The organism is Streptomyces sp. NPDC039430 (assembly GCF_055639435.1).
The window spans coordinates 59,773-80,623 of sequence record NZ_JBVKAK010000007.1; the positions used below are offsets into that span (position 1 = coordinate 59,773).

At 69.9% G+C, this 20,851-nt stretch carries 20 protein-coding genes and 1 pseudogene; 8 read left to right on the forward strand and 13 right to left on the reverse strand.

The window, feature by feature from the left end:
• Nucleotides 1-155 precede the first annotated feature (155 nt).
• Nucleotides 156-1,079, forward strand: a complete 924-nt coding sequence (locus tag ACZ7LS_RS18955; protein ID WP_382670931.1) for an esterase/lipase family protein — start codon at nt 156-158, stop codon at nt 1,077-1,079.
• A gap of 86 nt (nt 1,080-1,165) precedes the next feature.
• On the opposite strand, the gene ACZ7LS_RS18960 is transcribed toward ACZ7LS_RS18955, so the two are convergent.
• Complete coding sequence (locus tag ACZ7LS_RS18960) at nt 1,166-2,236, reverse strand: lytic polysaccharide monooxygenase auxiliary activity family 9 protein (protein ID WP_385135197.1); 1,071 nt, start codon at nt 2,234-2,236, stop codon at nt 1,166-1,168.
• Nucleotides 2,237-2,539: 303 nt separating this feature from the next.
• On the opposite strand from ACZ7LS_RS18960, the gene ACZ7LS_RS18965 reads away from it, so the two are divergent.
• The 3 genes from ACZ7LS_RS18965 (at nt 2,540) to ACZ7LS_RS18975 (ending at nt 4,015) form a co-directional block, all read left to right on the forward strand.
• Nucleotides 2,540-2,743, forward strand: a complete 204-nt coding sequence (locus ACZ7LS_RS18965) for a hypothetical protein (RefSeq protein ID WP_385135198.1) — start codon at nt 2,540-2,542, stop codon at nt 2,741-2,743.
• A 3-nt stretch (nt 2,744-2,746) separates the two neighbouring features.
• Nucleotides 2,747-3,001: an SUKH-4 family immunity protein gene (locus ACZ7LS_RS18970; protein WP_385135200.1), complete on the forward strand. Its 255-nt coding sequence runs from the start codon at nt 2,747-2,749 to the stop codon at nt 2,999-3,001.
• Nucleotides 3,002-3,220: 219 nt separating this feature from the next.
• Nucleotides 3,221-4,015, forward strand: a complete 795-nt coding sequence (locus ACZ7LS_RS18975; protein WP_385135202.1) for a putative protein N(5)-glutamine methyltransferase — start codon at nt 3,221-3,223, stop codon at nt 4,013-4,015.
• A gap of 9 nt (nt 4,016-4,024) precedes the next feature.
• On the opposite strand, the gene ACZ7LS_RS18980 is transcribed toward ACZ7LS_RS18975, so the two are convergent.
• The 10 genes and pseudogenes from ACZ7LS_RS18980 to ACZ7LS_RS19025 all read right to left on the reverse strand — a co-directional run bounded on the left by ACZ7LS_RS18980 (nt 4,025) and on the right by ACZ7LS_RS19025 (nt 15,562).
• Nucleotides 4,025-5,365 (reverse strand): pectate lyase family protein, encoded by a 1,341-nt coding sequence (locus tag ACZ7LS_RS18980; protein WP_385135204.1) that lies wholly within the window; start codon nt 5,363-5,365, stop codon nt 4,025-4,027.
• A gap of 18 nt (nt 5,366-5,383) precedes the next feature.
• On the reverse strand, nt 5,384-6,721 hold the full coding sequence (locus tag ACZ7LS_RS18985; protein ID WP_382520225.1) for an ABC transporter substrate-binding protein: 1,338 nt from the start codon (nt 6,719-6,721) through the stop codon (nt 5,384-5,386).
• Between the two features lie 52 nt (nt 6,722-6,773).
• Nucleotides 6,774-7,742, reverse strand: a pseudogene (locus tag ACZ7LS_RS18990) (pectinesterase family protein); the annotation flags it as partial.
• 250 nt (nt 7,743-7,992) lie between these two features.
• The gene (locus ACZ7LS_RS18995) at nt 7,993-8,865 is read right to left on the reverse strand and encodes a DUF6807 domain-containing protein (protein ID WP_385135206.1); all 873 of its coding nucleotides are present in this window, start codon (nt 8,863-8,865) and stop codon (nt 7,993-7,995) included.
• Nucleotides 8,862-10,058, reverse strand: a complete 1,197-nt coding sequence (locus ACZ7LS_RS19000) for a Gfo/Idh/MocA family protein (RefSeq protein ID WP_382877628.1) — start codon at nt 10,056-10,058, stop codon at nt 8,862-8,864. The genes ACZ7LS_RS18995 and ACZ7LS_RS19000 overlap by 4 nt, the downstream gene beginning before the upstream one ends.
• Entirely contained in the window at nt 10,055-10,957 is a 903-nt protein-coding gene (locus tag ACZ7LS_RS19005; RefSeq protein ID WP_385135240.1) for a carbohydrate ABC transporter permease, read from the reverse strand. Before ACZ7LS_RS19005 ends, ACZ7LS_RS19000 begins: the two co-directional genes overlap by 4 nt.
• A gap of 8 nt (nt 10,958-10,965) precedes the next feature.
• Nucleotides 10,966-11,937, reverse strand: coding sequence for a carbohydrate ABC transporter permease (locus tag ACZ7LS_RS19010; RefSeq protein WP_382520218.1), 972 nt, complete (start codon nt 11,935-11,937; stop codon nt 10,966-10,968).
• A gap of 216 nt (nt 11,938-12,153) precedes the next feature.
• Complete coding sequence (araD, locus tag ACZ7LS_RS19015) at nt 12,154-14,010, reverse strand: L-arabinonate dehydratase (RefSeq protein ID WP_382670952.1); 1,857 nt, start codon at nt 14,008-14,010, stop codon at nt 12,154-12,156.
• On the reverse strand, nt 14,007-14,921 hold the full coding sequence (locus ACZ7LS_RS19020; protein ID WP_382520214.1) for a dihydrodipicolinate synthase family protein: 915 nt from the start codon (nt 14,919-14,921) through the stop codon (nt 14,007-14,009). Before ACZ7LS_RS19020 ends, araD begins: the two co-directional genes overlap by 4 nt.
• Nucleotides 14,918-15,562, reverse strand: a complete 645-nt coding sequence (locus ACZ7LS_RS19025) for a GntR family transcriptional regulator (protein WP_382670957.1) — start codon at nt 15,560-15,562, stop codon at nt 14,918-14,920. Before ACZ7LS_RS19025 ends, ACZ7LS_RS19020 begins: the two co-directional genes overlap by 4 nt.
• 191 nt (nt 15,563-15,753) lie before the next feature.
• Between ACZ7LS_RS19025 and ACZ7LS_RS19030 the strand changes: the two genes are divergently transcribed.
• Together ACZ7LS_RS19030 and cutA are read left to right on the forward strand one after the other, a co-directional pair.
• Nucleotides 15,754-16,392 (forward strand): LysE family translocator, encoded by a 639-nt coding sequence (locus ACZ7LS_RS19030; protein ID WP_385135208.1) that lies wholly within the window; start codon nt 15,754-15,756, stop codon nt 16,390-16,392.
• Nucleotides 16,393-16,429: 37 nt separating this feature from the next.
• Nucleotides 16,430-16,762, forward strand: a complete 333-nt coding sequence (cutA, locus tag ACZ7LS_RS19035; protein ID WP_382971258.1) for a divalent-cation tolerance protein CutA — start codon at nt 16,430-16,432, stop codon at nt 16,760-16,762.
• 4 nt (nt 16,763-16,766) lie between these two features.
• Here cutA and ACZ7LS_RS19040 read toward each other — a convergent pair whose 3' ends face one another.
• A complete protein-coding gene (locus ACZ7LS_RS19040; RefSeq protein WP_385135210.1) occupies nt 16,767-18,104 on the reverse strand; it encodes an XRE family transcriptional regulator in 1,338 nt (445 codons plus the stop codon).
• Between the two features lie 379 nt (nt 18,105-18,483).
• Here ACZ7LS_RS19040 and ACZ7LS_RS19045 point away from each other — a divergent pair, with 379 nt between their 5' ends.
• Nucleotides 18,484-18,828, forward strand: a complete 345-nt coding sequence (locus tag ACZ7LS_RS19045; RefSeq protein ID WP_382670972.1) for a hypothetical protein — start codon at nt 18,484-18,486, stop codon at nt 18,826-18,828.
• A 121-nt stretch (nt 18,829-18,949) separates the two neighbouring features.
• Entirely contained in the window at nt 18,950-20,146 is a 1,197-nt protein-coding gene (locus ACZ7LS_RS19050) for a methyltransferase domain-containing protein (protein WP_385135212.1), read from the forward strand.
• Here the strand turns inward: ACZ7LS_RS19050 and ACZ7LS_RS19055 are convergent.
• Nucleotides 20,088-20,771, reverse strand: coding sequence for a response regulator (locus ACZ7LS_RS19055; RefSeq protein WP_382671135.1), 684 nt, complete (start codon nt 20,769-20,771; stop codon nt 20,088-20,090). The two genes, ACZ7LS_RS19050 and ACZ7LS_RS19055, sit on opposite strands and share 59 nt — an antisense overlap.
• Nucleotides 20,772-20,851 lie beyond the last annotated feature (80 nt).

The following is a 20,851-nucleotide window of genomic DNA, read 5'->3' on the forward strand; positions in this document are numbered from 1 at the left end:
CGACGGGTGGCGTCACGCGTCGCACTTTTTACCGACGCGTAACTTCCCTTCTTCACCTTACTCATGCGTAACTTCATAGCGGAAGCACCTTTGTGGTCCGGGCCACAGGGCTGACAGACATCGCCAATTCCCTTGAGCCGCAAGGAGATCACACGATGCTGCCCTGGAAGCGCGCGCTCGGACCGCTGACCGCGCTGCTGCTGGCCGCTACATCACTGGCCACCCCCGCCGTCGCCGCGGCCCCCACCGCGGCCACCGCCACCCCCACCGCCCCCACGTCCGTGTCCGCTCCCGCCGTCCCGGCTGTCTCCGCGTCGTCGAGCAGCGGCTGGAACGACTACTCCTGCAAGCCCTCCGCCGCCCATCCCCGCCCCGTCGTCCTCGTCCACGGCACCCTCGGGAACGCCATCGACAACTGGCTGGGCCTCGCCCCGTATCTGGTGAACCGCGGCTACTGCGTCTTCTCCCTCGACTACGGACAGCTCCCCGGCGTCCCGTTCTTCCACGGCCTCGGCCCCATCGACGCCTCGGCCGGACAGCTCGCCACCTATGTCGACAAGGTGCTCGCGGCCACCGGAGCCGCGAAGGCCGATGTCGTCGGCCACTCCCAGGGCGGCATGATGCCGCGCTACTACCTGAAGTTCCTCGGTGGGGCGGCGAAGGTGAACGCCCTGGTCGGCCTCGCCCCCTCCAACCGCGGCAGCACCCTGCTCGGGCTCTCCCGGCTGCTGCCGTACTTCCCCGGAGCGGGCGAGCTGCTGAACGAGAAGACCCCCGGGCTCGCCGACCAGGTGGCCGGCTCCGCCTTCCTCACCAAGCTCAACGCGGGCGGCGACACCGTTCCCGGAGTGCGCTACACCGTCATAGCCACCCGGTACGACGAGGTGGTCACCCCGTACCGGTCACAGTTCCTGACCGGCCCCAACGTACGCAATGTGCTGCTCCAGGATCTGTGCCCGGCCGATCTCTCCGAGCATGTGGCGATCGGGACGATCGACAGGATCGCCTTCCACGAGGTGAACAACGCGCTCGATCCCGCCCGCGCGACCCCGACCACCTGCGCCTCGGTGATCGGCTGATCCGTACCCCCCGCGGACACACGACTGCCTTCCGCCACCGGGGAGTCCCGGAGGCGGAAGGCAGTCGCGGTGCCGTGCGGCGGGGGTCAGCGGCCGTGACGCCCGGCCGGCACGGCCTTGCGGCGAGCGGTTCCGAAGGCCACCGCGGCACCGATGGCGAGCGCCGCCGTGCCACCGATCGCGAGGTAGGAGGTGGCGCTGTCACCGCCGGTCTCCGCGAGGGTGTCCTGACCGCCGGCGCCCTTCGCCACGGGGGAGTTGGCCTGGGCGTCGGCTCCGGCATTGGCGCCGGCATCGGTGTCGGTGTCGGTGTCGGAGTAGGTGTCCGTGCCGGTGTCCGGCTGCTTCTCCGGGGTGGCCGGGGCGGCCGTGGCCGGGGTGTCCTTCGCCGAGACCTCCGTCGCGTCGGTACCGAGGTCACCATGGCCGTTGTGTTCGACGGTGGACTTCTCCGTACCTTCCGCGATCTTCTCGTCGGTGGGCGCGGAGGCGGCCGGCGCGGCGCCGCCCGCACCGCCGTCGTCCTGCCCGAAGACCACGTCGGAGCAGGTGTAGAAGGCCTCGGGGCTGTCCGAGCGCTGCCAGATGGAGTAGATCAGATGACGGCCCGACTTGTTCGGGACGATGCCGTCGAAGACATAGGCCCCGCTCTCCAGCTTCGGATCGGTGACCTTGAGGAAGGGCTTCTCCTCCAGGTCCGACCACGTCAGCGGCTTGGCCGGGTCGTAGCCGTCCTTGGTGACATACAGCTCGAAGGAGCCGCGGTGCGGCGCGGTCGCCTTGTAGCGGAAGGTGCGGTTGCCCGGTGCCAGTTCGGACGACGGCCAGTCGCCGCGCGCCAGATCGAGCCCCTTGTACTTGTCCTTGCCCGCGCTGCACAGCTTGCCGTCCGGGATCAACTGCCGGTGGTTCCCGGCCGCGTTGGCGATGTTGACCTCGTTCCAGTCGTAGAGCGCCTGCGTTCCGCCGGCCGCGACCGCCGCCTTGCACGCCGCCGACCGCGGGCTCTCCGGTCCCTCGGCGAAACACGCGGCGACCCGGCTGACCGGATCGGTCATCGAACCGTGGGCGGCGGCCGGCACGGCGGCGAGCCCGGCCAGCGCGAGCGGGGCGAGGCCGAGGACGACGATCCCGGTGGCCGTACGTCGAACGGACATGAACTGGTTCTCCTTCGGAGCGGCGGCACGGGGAGGGGGCAGCCGGAGCGGCAGGTGACCTCCCCGTCGCCGTACCGCCCCAGCGATCAGCAAACTAGCCGCCAGGAACCGTGAAATCGGCTGCTGGGAGGGGGCGACGGCGATCCTTATGCTCCGCTTAAGCAAGCGCTAAGAGACCGCTCAGGAAGGGGCGGGCCGGCGGGCCGGAAGAGCCGATGTCCCGCGCCTGGTGCGCTGACCGCGCGGGTTCACCGGCTTGCGCCGGCTTGGCGGACCGCCGGCGGCACGGGCTGGATTCGCGGCATGAACGACGCTGAAATCGCCTCGGCCGTTGCCGGATGCGCTCACTGCCCCTACCCCGGGGTATGGCAGGACGTCCCTTTCACGGAACGCACGCGTGAGGGTGCGCGGTATGCCCTGGTCGCGGTCGACCCCGGGCTGAGCGCGCTCGGCGTACGGCGTGCCGACGGCTCTCTGTGGTGGCTGCCGGAAGACGGCGTTCCGTAGCTGGTGAACTCCAGCGTCGAGGCGTTCGTCGCCTTCGACCGCTCCTATGAGAAGGCCGCCGCCGAGGCCGGGGAATACGAGGGGCCAGGCGACGGTCCTGGCGATGACGAGGCCGTGGACCTGGCGGAGCAGGCCGCCGACGCGCTCACGGAGGCGTTGCTGGAACGCTTCAGGGCACTCGACGCCGAGGCCGTTGCCGACGAGAACTCCTTCTGGCACGCCGGAGCCGAGGAACTGGGCTACGGCATCAGCGTGTGACCTCGGGCGGACCATCGGGGCAGCCCGCTCTCCCCGCGCCGGGGGCCCGGCTCGGGTAGGGTGACCAGCGCAGTACGAGCCGCGGACGTATCCACCGAAGGAGGCGAGACCCATTACCGCTGTATCAGGTCGGGTGCTCCCTTCTCACGGCCGCGCGGTCCCTCAGGCATAGCTGACCGCCGGGAGTGCCCATCGGCAATCCCGAAAGGCTCCCCCTTCATGTCAGCTCCTTCCTCCGAGTCCGTCATCGTCTCCAGGCTCCGCGCCGCCGGCTGTGTCTTCGCCGAGGACGAGGCACGGCTGCTCATCTCCACGGCGGCGACGCCGGACGATCTCGCCGCCATGGTGGACCGGCGCGCCGGTGGTCTGCCCCTGGAACACGTCCTCGGCTGGGCGGAGTTCTGCGGGCTGCGGATCGCCGTGGATCCGGGGGTCTTCGTACCCCGCCGCCGTACCGAGTTCCTCGTACGGCAGGCCGCCGTCGCCGCCACCGGCCTCGGCCGGCCGGCTGTCGTGGTCGACCTGTGCTGCGGCTCGGGCGCGCTGGGCGCGGCGCTGGCCGGGACCCTGGACCGGGCCGAGCTGCACGCCGCCGACATCGACCCGGCGGCGGTGCGCTGTGCCCGGCGCAATGTCGCCGCCGTCGGCGGCCGGGTGTACGAGGGCGACCTGTACGATCCGCTGCCCGCCACGCTGCGGGGCCGCGTGGACGTCCTGCTCGCCAACGTGCCGTACGTACCCACCGAGGAAGTCGGACTGCTGCCCCCCGAGGCCCGTATCCATGAGGCGCGGGTGGCGCTCGACGGCGGCGCGGACGGGCTCGACGTCCTGCGGCGGGTGACCGCGGGGGCGCCGCGCTGGCTGGCCCCGGGCGGCAGCCTGCTGGTCGAGACGAGCGAGCACCAGGCGGCGCGCGCCGTCGGGACCGTCGCCGGGAGCGGGCTGGTCCCGAGGGTGGCGAGCTGCGAGGAGCTGCACGCCACCGTCGTCGTGGGAACCATGCCCGCCCCCTGACGCGTGCGGTCAGCGGAGCTTTCCGGTGCCCGGCGCGAAGCGGAGCTTTCCGGCGCCCGCCGCGCCGTCGACCAGCCGCGGGACCGCGCGCGGGTCGTCGACCTTGGTGCGGAGCGTCGGCGTCCAGCCCGCGTCCGGGCGCAGTGTCTCCCCGGGGACCTCCGCGTTGTGGACGGCGAGCAGATCGACGGGTTTCCCGTTGACGTGGTTGTCCGCGGTGGTGACCGGTGCGTCGTTCCACTTCTTCAGGATCCGCCCGGGGCTCACGCCCGCCGGCATCGTGAACGCGTTCTTCTCCGCGACCAGTTGGGATTCGGCGCCGATCCCGAAGGAGTACCCGTAGCCGGACGGCTGGACGACGTAGTGGTTGTTGTACGCGTCGACCCGGCCGAAACGCACCCGGGGCGCCCGTTCGACGAGGTTCCTGAACTGGTTGTGGTGCAGGGTGACCCGCAGCTTGCCGCGGTCGGTGGCGCCCGCGCCGTCGCTGTTGCCGATCAGCATGGTCTTGTCGTGGTCGGCGAGGACGTTCCAGGAGACGGTGACCAGATCGGAGCCCCGGACGATGTCCAGCTCCCCGTCGTGCTGCTGGTACAGCCGGCCGTAGTGGTACGGCTGTTCACTGTCCGGGCGGCGGCCGTCCGTGAAGGTGTTGTGATCCACCCACACGTGCGTGGCACCGGACAGCACCAGGTTGTCGTACTCGGAGTTCCAGTTGCCGAGCTCGGTGTCCGTCGGGTCCCACTGCGGGAAGCAGTCGAAGGTGTCCTCGAAGGTGAGATTGCGGATGATGACGTTGTCGGCGTCCTTCACCTGGAGGCTGCCGCCGAGGATACGGGCGTCCCGGCCCACGCCGACGATGGTCGTGTCGGCCGGGACGTACGCCTTGATCTGCGCGTCCTGGTTCTTGGCCGAGGCGGCGCGCAGGTCCTCCTGTGGGCCGCTGACCGGGGTCTCGCGGCCCCAGACCGCCGGATCGTACGCGGCGAGGTACTCGGCGAAGGAGTAGCCGTCCGCCGCGTAGTCGTCGCAGGTGAGGGGGGTTCCCCGGGGGTCGCTGAGCGCGTCCAGGGTGCCTTTGACCCGAATGACCGACGGGCTCCCGACGGCATCGGACAGTGCCTTCCTGAACTCGGCCCAGGTGGTGACGGTGTAGATGTGCGCGGGGTCGGCGGCGCTGCCCCCGGTGGTGCCGCCGCCGGCCGAGCCCCAGCCGTCGTCCTGGGCGAGGACGGCCCGTTCGGGGGAGGGCCGTACCGGTGCCGGTGCCGCCAGGGCGGCCGGGGACAGCGCCAGGGCGCACGCCAGCCCCGCCGCCACGATGAGTGCGTGAAGTCTCCCTCTGCGCATGACTCCTCCTCGGTCGGGTCAGCTCTTGGTCTGTTCGTTCCACTCCGCCTGGGCCTCGTTCAGCTCCTTGGCGATCTTGTCCGCGAACTCCTTCGCGGACATGTCACCGAGCAGCACCTTCTGGAAGTCCGGCTCGTTTCCCGACTTGCTGATGGTGTTCCAGTCGGGCAGGTAGTACGGCAGATTGACGATCTTCGTGGAGCCGTCGCTGAGTGCCTTCATCGCGGCGGCGGTCGGCTCCGCCTGCTGGATCCACGCGTCGTCGGCGGCATCGGTGTTCGCGGGGATGGACCCCGCCGACTCGTTCCACGCGCTGTTCGACGCGTGGGAGGCGGCGAACTCGATGAGCTTCCAGGCCGCCGCCTTGTTCTCGCTGTTCCTGAACAGGCCGAGACCGTCCACCGGGTTGGAGACCTGGACGCGCGTGCCGTTCTCCTGGGCCGGGTAGGGGAGGCCCTTGAACTTCTCCTCCCCCAGCGCCTTCACATGGTCCTGGTACGAGGCGAGGTTGTGGGTCAGCATGCCGATGGTGCCGTTGTCCCACTGGGCGACCATCTTGATGAAGTCATTGTTGACGTCGGCGGACGGCGTCACCTTCTTGTACAGGGCGACGTACTTCTCCAGCGCCGCGACGTTCCTGGGATCGTTGACGGTCGTCCTGTCACCGTTCCAGAACGACGTGATGCCGGACTGGCCGTACATCGCGTCCATCGCCGGGGCGATGGAGCCCGCGCCGCCCCGGATGGTGTAACCGAACTGGTCCGTCCCCGCCTTGGTGAGCTTCCCGGCCGCCGCGTAGAACGCCGGCCAGGTGGTGGGCGGTTCGAGCCCGGCCCGCGCGAACAGGTCCGTGCGGTACCAGAGCGTGCCGTTGTTGGTGGAGGTCGGCACCGAGTACATGGTGTCGCCCCGGCCGCCCGCCGCCTTGACGCTGTCCACCAGCGCCGGCACGAGCTTGCCCTTGAGCGGGCCCGCGTCGATACGGTCGTCGAGCGGCTCCAGGACGTCCCGGATCACCAGGTTGGAGAGATAGGCGGTACCGACGCCGCCGACGTCCGGCAGCCCGCCGCCCTCGATCGCCGTGTCGTACTTCGCCTGGACCTGGTCGATGGGGAGACCGACGTACTTGACCTTGATGTCCGGGTTCTGCTTCTCGAAGTCCTTGATGATCCGGGCCCAGATCTCCCTGCGCTCACCCGTGTTGTTGTCCCAGAGGGTGATCTCCCCCTTGCCGGAGCCTTCGCCGCCGCTCCCGCCGCTTCCGTCGTCACCGCACGCGGTCGCCGTCAGGGCGAGTACCGCCGTCAGGGAGACGGCCGCGACCGCCCGTCCTCTGTATGTCCTGGAGATCCTCATGGCCGGCTCTTCTCTCTCGGTCGGTTCTCTGCTGAATTCACCGGTGCTGAATTCATCGGTGCGGTGCCCAGCCATCCGTGCCCGTCAGATAGTCCGACACCTGGTGAACGGCGGCGTCCGCGTCCGACAGCTGCGGACGGTCGGGCGTCACGGCCGCCCCCGGGCCGTACGTCCGGTACTCGGCGAAGCGCGCCTCACGCCACGGGAAGCCGCTCATGTCGGTCCACGGGGCGGACTTGACGGCCGCGGGCAGCTCGGTGTCCCGGAACAGCACCTGTCCGATCGCGTCCGGTTCGCCGCCGGGGTGCCAGGGCCTGCCGAGGTGGAAGGAGCGCGCGGGCGCGTCGCTGGTGACCCGGCTGTTGGTGATCAGGAACCCGTACGGGTTGCCCTTCCAGGTCGAGGCCGCCGTGATGTAGCCGTTGTTGGTGGCGGAGCCGCGGCTGAGCGCCCTGATGACGGAGCGGTCGATGACGGTGGTGGCCCGCCCGTAGAGGAAGTCGACGTCACCCTCGATGTACGAGTCCCGGACATAGACCCTGCTGATCCGGGTCAGCGCGGGGCTGTCCGTCATCAGCGTGTCCTGGTTGGCCTTGAAGGCGGTGTTCTCGAAGACGATCCGGTCGCCGGTCGTCTTCATCGCCAGCGCCTGTTCGCTGTTCAGCTCGTGCGCCGCCTCGTCGAAGTCGTTGACGAAGGTCAGATTGCGGGCGGTGACATCGTCCGCCGCGATCAGGACGGTGGCGCTGCCGCTGGAGCCGCCGTACTCGTTCGGGGTGTTGTGGACGATGACCGACTTCGACCGGTCGCTTCCCGTGCCCTGGAAGAGCAGATGGGGCTTGTTCGCCGGCACCCGGACCTGTTCGCGGTACGTACCGGGCGCGATGGAGATGGTCACCCGCCCGGTGTTGCCCGCGGGTACGGCGTCCACGGCGGCCTGAATGGTGCGGTAGGCGGCCGGGACGTTCAGTACGGTGCCGGTACCGGTGGCCGGACGCGGCCCCGGTGCGGCGGCGGCGGGCGTCGCGACGAAGACCGCGAGCAGGGTGGCCAGGGCGGTCGGACAGGCGGCGGCTCCGGTCCGGAAGCGCTTGCGCTTGCTGAGCGGGTGCGGGTGCGGCGGGTGCGGGTGCGGCGGGCGCTGGTGCGGCGGGTGCGGGTGCGGGTGCGTCATGCGGCTCTCCTCACAGGCGTGCGTCAGACGGTGCTGGGGAAGTCGTCGAAGTCGTCGAAGGCGGCTGTCCCGGCGGGGCCCGCTGCCGGGACGGCGCTCATACCGCCACCGCCTTCCGCGCGAGCGCGGCGGCGGCCTGCCGGTCGAGCCGGCCGTCCGCGACGACCGTCACCACGCGCCGGGAGACACTCCCGCCCGCCGGCAGCGGCAGCCGCTTCCGCCAGGCCAGCGCGGAGCCGACCCCCGGGTACTGGGCGGTACGGACGAACCAGGGGTCCTCCCGGGTCTCCCGGTTCGCCCCGGCGAAGACCAGGGTCCAGTCCCGGCCCGCCAGCGCCAGCCATGGCGCGGTGCGCCCGTGCACCGCGCTCTCGCCCGACGCGTCCTCGGTGAAGGCCTCGGGCGCCGGCTCCGCCGTGTCGCCCCTGGGCGCGCGCCAGAAGAACCCCCCGTACCCCGCTCCCGTACGGCCGTTGGTGGCCGGGCTGCCGAACGACAGCTCCCCGCCCGACACATTGGTCAGCGACGAGGTGAAGTCGAGGACCCACGCGTCTCCGGAGAGGGCGAGAGCGCTGATCGTGCGGCGCTCCGTGAGCAGTTGGCGCTCGCCGTGTGTCCAGCACAGCTCCTGGACACAGCCGTCGGGGTCCCGCAGCAGCCAGCCCGTGTGCCGCTGCGCGCCGTGGTTGGCCAGCCATACGGGGCCCTGGTCGCGTACGTAGGTCCGGCCGCCCCAGAAGTTGGTCCCGGCGACATCCGGCACCGCCATGGAGACGCCCAGGTGGTGCGCGTGGTCGGCGGGCCCCAGCTCCGTGACCGTGACACCGCCGAGGGTCCGTACGGGATGCAGATACGGCCGCGGCGACAGGGTGCCGGGCAGCCGGGGCCGGTGGACGTACTCGGCCACGGGACCGACGTCACAGCGCAGTACCGTCACCTCCTCCGCCCGGGAGAGCCGTGCCCCGCTCACCGCGGAAGCACCCGCTCCGGCGGCACGCCCCAGTCCGCGCCCAGCTCGGAGAAGGTGGCGAGGGATTCGGCGGCGGCCTCGGTCAGCGCGTCGACGCCCTTGACGATCCGGCGCGGCGCCTTCTCTCCCGGCGCGCTGTACCAGGCGTCCGCGGGCAGCGGCTCGGGCAGCGGTCCGGTCCTGACGGCCTCGACGATCCGCATGAAGGCGCCCGTACGGCGGGGCGGTACGAGCAGCCGGTCGCCGTCGCGCAGATGCGCGACCAGGTTCTCCAGCAGGTCGGTACGCGCGTGGACGGTCTCGACCGGGCCCGCGCCCGTACGCTCCACCAGCACCCGGTCCTGCTTGTACCAGAAGGTGATCCGGCCCCTCGTCCCGTGGACCAGGACGTACGGCTCCGCGTTCCGCTCCGCGCACAGCGTGACGGCGACCGTGATCCGGGTCCCCTTCGCCGTCCGCAGCCGCAGACAACTGGTGTCGTCGGCCTCGATGTCATGGGCCCGGTACTGTTCGAGCTCCGCCTCCGCGAGGTCCTCGGCCCGGTCGCTGCCGTCGATGCGCAGGGCGGTCGCGACCGCGTGCGCGAGCGGGTTGGTGAGCACCCCGTCCACGACGTCCCGCCCGTCCAGGGTCCGTCGCCCGGCCCAGGGGACCCGCCGGAAGTACGCCTCGTCGCGTACCCACGCCCCGGCGGCGCCGATCCCGCGGAGCGCCCCGATCGCGCCGTCCGCGACCAGCTCCCTGATCGCGTCGACCGCGTGGGAGCCGAGCGACTGGAACCCGACCTGACAGGCCGTGCCCTTCTCCTCAAGACCGGCGAGCAGCCGCGCGTACTCCTGGTACGAGGCCGTGGTCGGCTTCTCCAGCAGGGTGTGCGCCCCGTGGGCGGCGGCGGTGAGCGCGAGCTCGGTGTGGGTGTGGATGGGCGTGCAGATGACGGCGATCCGCGCGCCGGTGCGCTCCAGCAGCTCGCCGAAATCGGCGGACTGCGCGGGCCCGGAAGCGCCGTGACCGGCGGGTCGCGTCGGCCCGGAAGCGCCGTAACCGGCGTCGGCCAGCTCGCGCGGGCTCAGCGGTGCCAGCTCGCAGACGCCCACGAGCCGTACCGGTCCGGTGTGTTCGAGACGGCGGATGTTGCGCAGATGCGTATGGCCGTGACCGCGCGCCCCTGCCAGTACGACGGGGAGGCTCATCCCTTCACCGCCCCCGCGCTGAAGCCCGTGATCAGCCACTTCTGGATGAACGCGAAGACGATGACGACCGGCACCGCGGAGATCACGCCGCCCGCGGCGAGCGCCCCGAAGTCCACACTGTCCGCCCCGATGAGCGTGGACAGGCCGACCGGGATCGTCTGCTTGTCCTGGTCCATCAGGAACATCAGCGCGAAGAGGAAGTGGTTCCAGCTGTGGACGAAGGCGAAGGAGCCGACGGCGATCAGACCGGGCCGCAGCATGGGCAGGACGACGATACGGAACGCCTGGAACCGTGAGCAGCCGTCCACCCAGGCCGCCTCCTCCAGGGAGTACGGCACGTTCTTGATGAAGCCGCTGATCAGGATGATCGACAGCGGCAGCTGGAAGACCGTCTCCGCGATGACCACGCTCAGCGGGGAGTTGATCAGCGACAGGTTCTTGAAGATCTGGAAGAGCGGGACGAGCATCAGCGCGCCCGGGATGAACTGCGAGCACAGCAGCGCCAGCATGAAGCCCTGCTTGATACGGAAGTCGAAGCGCGCCAGGGCGTAGCCGCCGGCCAGCGCGACCCCCGTCGTACAGATCAGGGTGAAGACCCCGATCAGCGCGCTGTTCTGGAAGAAGACCGAGAAACCGCGCTCGTTCCAGACCTTCTCGAAGTGGTCGGAGGTGACCGGCCACGGCACCAGCGAGGTGGAGCCCGCGGGCCGCAGCGAGAAGAGCAGCATCCAGTAGAAGGGGACGAGCGTGAAGAGCAGATAGAGGCCGAGCGGCAGATAGATCTGCCACCGTGGGACCTCGTCGAAGGCCCGCTCGCGTCGCCCGCGCCGCCTCCGCCGCGGGGGCGGGGGTTTCCGGCCGCCGTCCGCGGGCGCGGCGGGCAGGCCCTTCTCGGTGATGACAGCGGTCACTTGTGGTCGCCTCCGAACTTGCTCAGGCGGAGATAGAGGATCGAGCAGAAGAGGAGGATCGCGAAGGCGATGGTCGTCAGCGCGGTCGCGTAGCCGAAGTCGTGTGCCTCGAAGCCGGTGACGGCCACATACAGCGGCAGTGTGGTGGTGACCCCGGCGGGGCCGCCCTCGGTGAGGGTCAGCAGCAGATCGACGTTGTTGAACTCCCACACGGCGCGCAGCAGAGTGGAGAGGATGATCGCGTCCCTGAGGTGGGGGAGTGTGATGTGGAAGAACTGCCGGAACCTGTTCGCCCCGTCGACCGAGGCCGCCTCGTAGAGATCGCCCGGGATGGACTGGAGATCGGCGAGGATGAGGATCGCGAAGAACGGCACACCGCGCCAGAGTTCGGCCAGTACGGCGGCCCAGAAGACGGTGCCGGTGTCGGAGAGCACGGAGGAGCCGTACTCACCGATGCCCGCGTCCGCGAGATAGCGGCCGACGCCCGTGGACGGGTTGTAGAGCAGCAGCCAGATGGTCGTCGTCAGTACGCCGGAGACGGCCCAGGGCGAGAAGACCAGGGCGCGGGCCACCGCGCGGCCCATGAAGGTCTGGTTGACGAGCAGTGCCAGCACCAGCCCCAGGGCCAGTTGGAGTGTGACCTCCGTGACGACCCATTTGCCGCTGAAGACGAGGCTGTCCCAGAACAGCGGATCGTCGGTGAGGATCCGCCGGAAGTTGTCGAGTCCGGCGAAGCCGTTCCGCCAGGGCTTGGTGACGTTGTGGTTCTGCAGGCTGTAGTAGAAGACGCTGAGCATCGGGTAGGCGATGAAACCCAGCATCAGCAGTCCGGCGGGGGCGATCAGCAGATACGGGAGACGGCGTGGTGTGGCTCCCGTACGGCGCCCCGGCTTCCCGGGCTTTCCCGGCTTTCCGGGCGTCCGGGGCGGTGGAGCCCCTGGTGATTCCTGCGCCACAGCTGAGGCCATGACTGCTTCTCCGTTCCGTTGGTGAAGCGCTTCGCAGACGGTGTTCGACAGGTCGAACCGGTGGATCCGGGTGAATGAGGGGGTGACTGGGGCGGGTGAATGAGGGGCGGAGGAGGACGGGCGGTCGTGCGACGGATCTTCGTGCGACGGATCTTCGTGCGACGGATCCTGGTGCGGCGGGCGGTCGTGTGACGGGCGGTCGTGTGACGGGCCGTCTCAGCCCACGTACGGGTCGGGCACCTCGCCGGGCTTCGCCAGGAAGGCGAAGTCGCAGCCGGTGTCGGCCTGGGTGATCTGTTCGTTGTAGAGCGCGCCGTAGCCGCGCTGGTAGCGCTCGGGCGGCGCTGTCCACTCGCTGCGCCGCCGCGCCAACTCCCCGTCCGACAGGTGGAGATGGAGGCTGCGGGCGCCGACGTCGAGTGTGATCGTGTCGCCGGTGCGCACCAGCGCGAGCGGCCCGCCGACATAGGACTCGGGCGCGATGTGCAGGACGCACGCGCCGTAACTCGTGCCGCTCATCCGGGCGTCGGAGATCCGGACCATGTCCCGCACGCCCTGCTTGAGCAGATAGTCCGGGATCGGCAGCATCCCGTACTCCGGCATGCCGGGCCCGCCCTTGGGGCCCGCGTTGCGCAGCACCAGCACATGATCGGGGGTGATGCCGAGCCCCGGGTCGTTGATGGTCCGCTGCATCGTCCGGTAGTCGTCGAAGACCACGGCGGGACCGGTGTGCTTGAGCAGGCGCGGTTCGGCGGCGATGTGCTTGATGACCGCGCCGTCGGGACAGAGATTGCCCCGCAGGACCGCCACCCCGCCCTCCGGCGCGAGCGGGTTGTCGCGCGGCCGGATCACCTCCGGATCGTGTACGAGCGCGCCGTCGAGCTGTTCCCGCAGGGTGGGGTGCGCGACGGTCGGCCGGTCCAGGTGCAGGACGTCCGTCAGCCGCCCCAGGAACGCGGGCAGTCCGCCGGCGAAGTGGAAGTCCTCCATCAGATACCGGCCGCCGGGACGGAGGTTCGCCAGCACCGGCACCGTACGCGCGGTCCTGTCGAAGTCGTCGAGGGTGAGCCGGATGCCCGAGCGTCCCGCCATCGCGATCAGATGGATCACCGCGTTCGTCGAGCCGCCCAGCGCGAGAACGGTGGCCACCGCGTCCTCGTACGCCTCCCGGGTCAGGATCTTCGAGAGCCGCAGATCGTCGCGTACCAGCTCCACCACGCGCCGGCCGGAGGCCGCGGCCATCCGGTCGTGTCCGGAGTCCACGGCCGGGATCGAGGAGGCCCCCGGCATGGTGACGCCCAGTGCCTCGGCGGCGGCGGTGAGCGTGGAGGCGGTGCCCATGGTCATGCAGTGGCCGGGCGACCGGGCCAGCCCGTTCTCCAGCTCGGCCATCTCGGCGTCACCGATCAGCCCGGCGCGCTTGTCGTCCCAGTACTTCCACATGTCCGTGCCCGAGCCGAGCACCTCATTGCGCCAGTGCCCCGGCAGCATGGGCCCGGCGGGTACGAAGACGGCCGGCAGATCGACGCTCGCCGCGCCCATCAGCAGCGCGGGAGTCGTCTTGTCGCAGCCGCCCATCAGCACCGCGCCGTCGACCGGATAGGAGCGGAGCAGCTCCTCCGTCTCCATCGCCAGCAGATTGCGGTAGAGCATGGGCGTGGGCTTCTGGAACGTCTCGGAGAGCGTGGAGACCGGGAACTCCAGCGGGAATCCGCCGGCTTGCCACACCCCTCGCTTCACCGCCTGCGCCCGCTCCCGCAGATGGACATGGCAGGGGTTGATGTCGGACCAGGTGTTGAGGATCGCGATGACCGGCTTGCCGAGGTGCTCCTCGGGGAGATAGCCGAGCTGGCGGGTGCGGGCGCGGTGGCTGAAGGAGCGCAGGCCCGTCGATCCGTCACCGCCGTACCAGCGATGACTGCGCAGGTCCTCGGGGCGTACGGCGGGGCCCTCGGGCTCCGCGGTCCCGTCGCGGCGGCGTGCCGTGCCGCCGGGGGCCTGTGCCGTTCCGTCCGGGGGCCGTGCCGTCCCGTCGGCCGGCCCTCCGGCCGCGCCCTCTCGCCGTACGGTCATATCGCCCACCCCGCCACCATCGCGGCCACCTCGGCGCGCCGCTCCTCGGGCAGGGCGCGGCTCGGCGGGCGGATGTCGCGCCGGCAGAGACCGAGCGCGGCCAGCGCCTCCTTCACCACCGTCACGTTGTCGGCGGACTGCCGCGCGGCCCGCAGCTCCTCGAACGGCCTGATCTGCTCCCACACCTTCATGGCGGCCGCGTAGTCCCCGGCCCGCAGCGCTTCCAGCATCCCCAGCGAGACGGCCGGGGCGACATTGACGAGGCCCGAGGTGAAGCCGGTGGCCCCGCCCGCGAAGTACGAGGGCGCGTACAGCTCGGCGAGCCCCGCCACCCAGACGAACCGCTCCAGACCCGCGTCCCGCGCGAAGGCCGCGAAGCCCGCCGCGTCCGGTACGGCGTACTTCGCCCCGATGACATTGGGGCACAGCTCCCCGAGCGCCGCGAGGTCCGCACCGCTCAGCTGCGGATTGCGGATGTACGGGACGACGCCAAGCTCGGGCACCGCGTCCGCGATGGTGCGGTGGTAGTCGATCCAGCCGGCCCGCGAGACATAGGGATGGACGGGCTGATGGACCATCACCATCCCGGCCCCGGCCTCGCGGGCGTGCCTCGCCGCGGCCACCGCGGTCGGCAGGTCGAGTCCGATGCCGACCAGCACCGAGGCCCGGCCCGCCGCCTCCTCGATGGTCAGCTCGGTGACGGCGCGGCGCTCGTCGGGGCTGAGCGCGTAGTACTCACCGGTGTTGCCGTTCGGGGTGAGGGTGCGGACGCCGCTGTCGAGCAGCCGGCGCAGCAGGGCGCGATGGGCGGTGATGTCGAGCGTGTCGTCGTCGCGGAACGGGGTGACGGGGATCGCCACGACATCGGCGAGCGCGTCCCGCGAGGAGGCGAGATCGGGGCTGGTCGTCATGCGTGGTCTCCCTCGGGGAACGCCCGCTGTACGAACGAGGCGATGTGGTCGTGCAGGGCACGGGCGGCGCCGTCGGCGTCACCGGCGAGCGCGAGCCGCAGGATCTCCCGGTGCTCCCCGGCCTCCTGCTCCCAGGACGGGACGGCGGCCCACGCGACGGTCGAGACGAGGGCCGCCTGGTCCCGTACCTCGTCGAGCATCCGGGCCAGCAGCGGATTGCCGCAGGGGAGATACAGCGCCCGGTGGAACTCCCTGTTGGCGAGGGACCGTTCGGCCCGGTCCACCGCTTCGTCGGCCTTGACCAGGGCTTCCCTGGCAGGCTCCAGCGAAGCGCGCAGGGCCAGGGAGCGACGGAGCGCCTCCGGCTCCAGCAACAGCCGTACGTCATACACCTCATGGGCCATGGCCGCGTCGACCGTACGGACGGTGACGCCCTTGAACTGGCTCATCACGACGAGGCCGGTGCCCGCCAGGGTCTTCAGCGCCTCCCGCACCGGAGTCTTCGACACCCCGAATTGCGCGGCCAGTTCGGTCTCGACCAGGGCCTGACCGGGGCTGAGACCGCCGGTGAGGATGCCGTGTTTGATCGCTTCCAGAACGTACTGGGTGCGGGAGGGGATCGGACTCGGGGCGAAGGCCATGGGCGCTCTCACATCTCGTGTCTCATATATGACGTACGAAGTACGACGCGATGAAGCTAGAGCGGGCCCCGATGTTTCGTCAATGCTTCGCACAGAAGTTGGGTGAAGCGCTTTCTACGAAGTGCGCGGGGCGATCCGGCGTGCGGAAAAGGGCTGCGGGCGCGAGCCGTCCCCGTGCTTACATGTGCCGCATGGTGTCCATAGACCGACTCCTCGCGTTCGCGGCGATGTCGTTCCTGCTGATCGTGATCCCCGGCCCCAGCGTGCTGTTCGTGATCGGACGGGCCCTGGCGCAGGGGCGCCGGGCCGCGCTGACCACGGTCGTGGGGAACACGCTCGGAGCGTGTGTGCTCGTCGTGGCCGTGGCACTCGGCGTCGGGGCCGTCGTGGAGCGCTCGGTCCTCGTCTTCACGACGCTGAAGCTCGTGGGCGCCGCGTACTTGGTGTACCTCGGCGTCAAGGCGGTGCGGCAACGAGACTCCATGCGCGCCGCGTTCGCGGGGGAAGGCCCCGCGCACAGCGGCCTGCGCACGCTGTGGGAGGGGTTCGCGGTCGGCGTGGCGAACCCCAAGACCATCGTGTTCTTCGCGGCCGTGCTGCCGCAGTTCGTCGACCGCGAGCGGGGGCACGCCACGGTTCACATGCTCTTGCTCGGGCTGGTCTTCAACGTCATCGCGGTGGCGTGCGACAGCGTATGGGGACTGGTCGCGGCCACCACACGGAACTGGTTCGCCCGCTCACCGCGGCGGCTCTCCCTGGTCGGCGGGGCCGGCGGGCTCACGATGATCGGCCTCGGCGTCACCGTCGCCACGACGGGCCACAAGGATTAGCGCTTCAGGCGTAGGTGTGCCGCGTTAGGCTCGGCGCATGGTTGATCTGCTTCAGGTGTCGACGGCGACGGAGAACCGGGAGGAGGCCGAGAGGCTGGCACGCTCGGTGGTGGAAGGGCGGCTCGCGGCCGGTGCCCAGATCGTCGGGCCCGTGATCTCCACCTTCTGGCATCAGGGCGAGTTCGGGACCGCGGAGGAGTGGCAGCTCTTGTTCAAGACCCGCGCCGATCGTTATGCCGATCTTGAGGCGCATTTGCTGCGGCACCATCCGTGGAAGAACCCGGAAATCTCGGCTGTGCCGATCGTCGCGGGATCGGATGCCTATCTGCGGTGGGTGGAAAAGACCACGGACCTGGACTCTGCGGACTGACCTCTCAGGGTTTCGCTCTTTCTAGAACGTCGGCCACAGCCGGCACGTCGTAGTGATCCCTGAGCTGTCGAAGGATCGGAGCCAGACGCGCGCGCGGTCGCACGGAGGCAACCCCGGCTGACAGTTCCAGAGCGCGGCCGGTGACAGCGGCAGCCTGTTCGACTTCTCCGGCGGCCAGGTAGGAGTCGGCGAGCCACGAGAGATAAAGGCTCTTGTCGCGTGCGTGGGTGTTGTCGTATCGCGCCAGCACGTCTTCCAGGACAGGGACCGCGCGAAGTGGCCGGCGTGATTCGGTCCAGCATCGTCCGGTCATGACCTGGAGTTCATTGCGGTCCACCCAGGCTGCCCAGTCGGGTTGGGGGTTTTTGTTTCCTTCGCCGAGTGCGGCTTCGGCGGCGTCGAGTGCGCGTTCCGTCTCGCCGGCGTTCCCAGAGATGGCATAAGTCCACGCGAGTCGTTCATTCAGCAGAGCGCGAACGCCGGGGGCGGCGTCCGGGCCCGCGACGTGGCACGCCTGAATGGCCGTTTCTGTACCTGCCGTGTGGTCGGCATCGACTCTCTGATAAGCGAGGAAGGCGAGAGCGTTTCCAGCGAGCGAGGCGTCTCCCGATTCCACGGCGGCTTGGCGGCTGTCCTCGTAGAGACTGCTGGCGTCGGCATGCTTGCCCGCATCGAATGCGGCCCATCCGGCCTGCTGCGCCTGTTCGGACAGGACCGACAGGAGAGCATGGCCCGTTGCCTCGGTGTAACTGCCGTCTCGAAGCATCGTTTTGGTGGCTTGGTACTCGCCGAGATAGACACGGAATGTGTCGCCTCCGCCGAGGATGTCATCGAGTCTACGCAATCGCGCGGCCCGCTGACGCAACTGCACAGGTACTTTGCTGCCTACACGACGGCCGCAGCCGGCTTGAGCCAGGTCCGGCAGTCCTACGACCAATCCGGCCCCGGCCGAAGCTTTGAAGAACTCTCTGCGCAGCACTGTGCCTGTCCCCTCTCGATTGACGATCGCGTTCTCTGTTTGCCCGGCCGGGGCACGAGGGGGTGGGTTTGCCACTTCCCACTCGCGGGGAGCGAGACCGAGCAGGTCTCCCGGGATGCGTAAGGCATCCGCGATCTTCGCAATCTTGTCGAACGAGGTGATGCTGCCTCGGCCTCGCGCCAGTGCGCCTACCCGTTCCGGCTTGATATCGCACTCGGCGGCAATCTTCGAATAGCTGATCTTCGCCACCTCGCGCGCTAGTGAGAAGACAACGCCGAAGTCGTGAGCCGCAATCGCTGCTCGCATCTTTTGCTGCTCAAGAAGTTCGCCCGGTAGAGCTGTCGGCGGTTGGTAAGCGGTCATAGTGGTGCCCCATTGCGCCTGCTGGTGACAGTGTGTCCCACTCCCCTTCGCGTCAGCCTACCCAACAAGGGGATACCCACGTAGGGGAAGCCAGCGGCCTGACTCCGAAGCACAGTTGGCGCTGATAGGCCCCGCGACGATGCGAGCGTCCGGGGCATGGCCAACGCTGGCTGAGGAGCGTCAACGTGACGAACGAAATCCCCCCGATCGTGAACTGGCTATGGCGGTTGTTGTCGCCTTCCGCGTCCCGTCGTCGCGCGGTCGGTGCGAGCCGCGTGGAGTATCCGTATGTACCGGCACTGGGCCTGATGCGTGCACCTGATCCGTACGTCTGGCGTACGGATCCGATGTGCGACGCGCACTGGTCAGGGGTGGCGGCATGAGTACGCATCCCCGGCTGCTTCCGTGGCTTGGCCCGTCCGGACAACGCTCGTACCTGGTGACCGATGAGGGGGGTGACAGCTACCTGTGGCAATTGGCCGATGAGATGGAAGCGGTCCAGCTCGGCGCGGGTGAGGCTGTGCTCGGTCACGCCGCGGAGATGCTCAACGATCACAAGGCGGAAGCCTGGGAACTCCGGTTCCTGGGGCACCGATTGTGTGAGGCATTACGTGACGCGTTGCGGGTCGCCGAAAGCAGGGGCGGACGGCTGTCCGCGACCGCCCACGATGACGTGGACGAGCCGGACGACAGCCAGTCGTGCCACCAGGGAGATCGCGCATGAGCCACGCCGAGAGCGGGATGCCGAGATCTCCCGCCAAGCCTGGTGGTCCGCTGATCGGAGACAAGCCTTCCAAGGACGGGGCGGGGCCGACGCCTCCCCCAAGCACAAGTAGGCGGGCGCTGTGACTCATGCGAAGACGGCACGGATGGCGATGGTGTCGGCGCTCGAAGAGGCCGGCACCCTCCCTCTCGGGTGGCGGGACTCGTTCCTCGGTGTGCCCCGCCACCTGTTTCTCCCGGACGTCTTCTGGGCGACGGAGGACGGCGGGGACGCGGAGTGCGCGGCATCGCGGGACGCGGTCCGGTGGATGCGGCTGGCGTACAGCGACGTTCCGATCGTGACGCAGTGGGACGACGGTGAAGGAGACGGCCGCGAGGTGCCCACGTCCTCGGCCTCCATGCCCACCATGCCCACCATGGTGGCGGCCATGCTGGGCGACCTGGACGTCGAAGTGGGCATGACGGTCAGGGAGATCGGTACGGGGACCGGCTACAACGCGGGGCTTCTCGCGCACCGGCTGGGCGACGCCAATGTGACCACGGTCGAGGTGGACGGCGGCGTTGCCGCGAGGGCCCGGCGGGTGCTTCGCGATGCCGGGCTGCGGCCGCGCGTCCTCCACGCCGACGGTGCCGAGGAGTCACCACCGGCAGAGCGTTACGACCGGCTCATCGCCACCTGTTCCGTCCTGCGCGTCCCCGGTGCGTGGATCAGGCAGTGCAGGCCAGGTGGAGTCATCGTGACTCCGGTGTCCACACTGTTCGGCGACGGCGCGATCGCCCGGCTGGTCGTGGGCGGGGACGGCTCGGCCTCGGGCACGTTCACGCGTTCTTCCGCGTTCATGCGGCTCCGGCGGCAGAGGTACCGGGCCCCGTCCGTGGACGACTATCTGCCGGGTGAGTGGCCGGGTGGCGCTCCGCGCGAGTCCACGTCGCTCGACCCGGAGACGTTCCGGGGCAGCTGGCTGACCTTCCTCCTCGGGCTGCTGGTGCCGGACCTCTACTACCGGCGGTCACCCGAGGGCGACGGCTGGACGTGGTGGTTCTTCGACACGGGTGTCACCTCGTGGGCCACGGTGGACTCCGTACGGGGCGCCGAGTCGTTCGAGGTCCGTCAGTCGGGACCGCGTCGGCTCTGGGACGAGATCGAGGCGGCCCACCGCTGGTGGGTCGCGCGGGGACGGCCCGGACTTGAACGGTTCGGGCTCACCGTCACGGCCGATGACGAGCACCGGGTGTGGCTGGACGACCCCGGCGACGCGCTCAGGCCCGCCAGCGGTAGCGGCGTTCCGGGCGGCCCGTGCCGCCGTAGCGGAGGGTGATGTCCGCTCGGCCCGTGGTCGCGAAGTACTCCAGATAGCGGCGGGCGCTCACCCGCGACAGCGCGCCCGCCTCCGCGCACTCCGTGGCGGAGAGGCCGTCCGCGTGCTCGCGCAGGACGCGTTCCACCAGGTCGGCGGTGTGCGGGGCGAGGCCCTTCGGGAGGCCGCGGCTGCCGGGCGGGCGGGTGCCGAAGATGTGGTCCACGTCTTCCTGGCGCGCCTCGCCCAGGCCGGCCAGGCGCGAGCGGAGGGAGGCGACGTGGCGCAGCTGCTCCTGGAGCGCCGCCTGGCTGAAGGGCTTGATCAGATAGTGCAGGGCGCCGGCGCGCAGCGCCGCCCTGATCACGCCCGCGTCCCGCGCGGCCGTGATGAACAGCGCGTCGACGCTGTTGGGTCTTCGGTCCCGTTCCTCCGCCGCCCGCAGCTCGCGCAATACGGCGATACCGTCCATATCGGGCAGATAGATGTCGAGCAGGACCAGGTCGGGCCACAGCCGCTCGGCGGCGCGCAGCGCCTCGGCACCGCTGTGAGCCACCCCGACGACCGAAAACCCGTCCATCGCGGACACATAGCGGCTGTGCAGCTTCGCGACCATGAAGTCGTCGTCCACCACCAGCACTTTCATCACGCCGACACGCTAGGCGGCGACCACAACGACCACAACGTCCGTTGATTCCGGAAGAGAGACAGCTTGTTAACGCGAAG

Excerpts from the sequence above, each read along its gene's own strand:
- ACZ7LS_RS18955 (WP_382670931.1), top strand. The coding sequence starts at position 156 with ATGCTGCCCTGGAAGCGCGCGCTCGGACCGCTGACCGCGCTGCTGCTG.
- ACZ7LS_RS18960 (WP_385135197.1), bottom strand. The coding sequence starts at position 2,236 with ATGTCCGTTCGACGTACGGCCACCGGGATCGTCGTCCTCGGCCTCGCC.
- ACZ7LS_RS18965 (WP_385135198.1), top strand. The coding sequence starts at position 2,540 with ATGAACGACGCTGAAATCGCCTCGGCCGTTGCCGGATGCGCTCACTGC.
- ACZ7LS_RS18975 (WP_385135202.1), top strand. The coding sequence starts at position 3,221 with ATGTCAGCTCCTTCCTCCGAGTCCGTCATCGTCTCCAGGCTCCGCGCC.
- ACZ7LS_RS18980 (WP_385135204.1), bottom strand. The coding sequence starts at position 5,365 with ATGCGCAGAGGGAGACTTCACGCACTCATCGTGGCGGCGGGGCTGGCG.
- ACZ7LS_RS18985 (WP_382520225.1), bottom strand. The coding sequence starts at position 6,721 with ATGAGGATCTCCAGGACATACAGAGGACGGGCGGTCGCGGCCGTCTCC.
- ACZ7LS_RS19000 (WP_382877628.1), bottom strand. The coding sequence starts at position 10,058 with ATGAGCCTCCCCGTCGTACTGGCAGGGGCGCGCGGTCACGGCCATACG.
- ACZ7LS_RS19010 (WP_382520218.1), bottom strand. The coding sequence starts at position 11,937 with ATGGCCTCAGCTGTGGCGCAGGAATCACCAGGGGCTCCACCGCCCCGG.
- araD (WP_382670952.1), bottom strand. The coding sequence starts at position 14,010 with ATGACCGTACGGCGAGAGGGCGCGGCCGGAGGGCCGGCCGACGGGACG.
- ACZ7LS_RS19020 (WP_382520214.1), bottom strand. The coding sequence starts at position 14,921 with ATGACGACCAGCCCCGATCTCGCCTCCTCGCGGGACGCGCTCGCCGAT.
- ACZ7LS_RS19025 (WP_382670957.1), bottom strand. The coding sequence starts at position 15,562 with ATGGCCTTCGCCCCGAGTCCGATCCCCTCCCGCACCCAGTACGTTCTG.
- ACZ7LS_RS19030 (WP_385135208.1), top strand. The coding sequence starts at position 15,754 with ATGGTGTCCATAGACCGACTCCTCGCGTTCGCGGCGATGTCGTTCCTG.
- cutA (WP_382971258.1), top strand. The coding sequence starts at position 16,430 with ATGGTTGATCTGCTTCAGGTGTCGACGGCGACGGAGAACCGGGAGGAG.
- ACZ7LS_RS19040 (WP_385135210.1), bottom strand. The coding sequence starts at position 18,104 with ATGACCGCTTACCAACCGCCGACAGCTCTACCGGGCGAACTTCTTGAG.
- ACZ7LS_RS19045 (WP_382670972.1), top strand. The coding sequence starts at position 18,484 with ATGAGTACGCATCCCCGGCTGCTTCCGTGGCTTGGCCCGTCCGGACAA.
- ACZ7LS_RS19055 (WP_382671135.1), bottom strand. The coding sequence starts at position 20,771 with ATGAAAGTGCTGGTGGTGGACGACGACTTCATGGTCGCGAAGCTGCAC.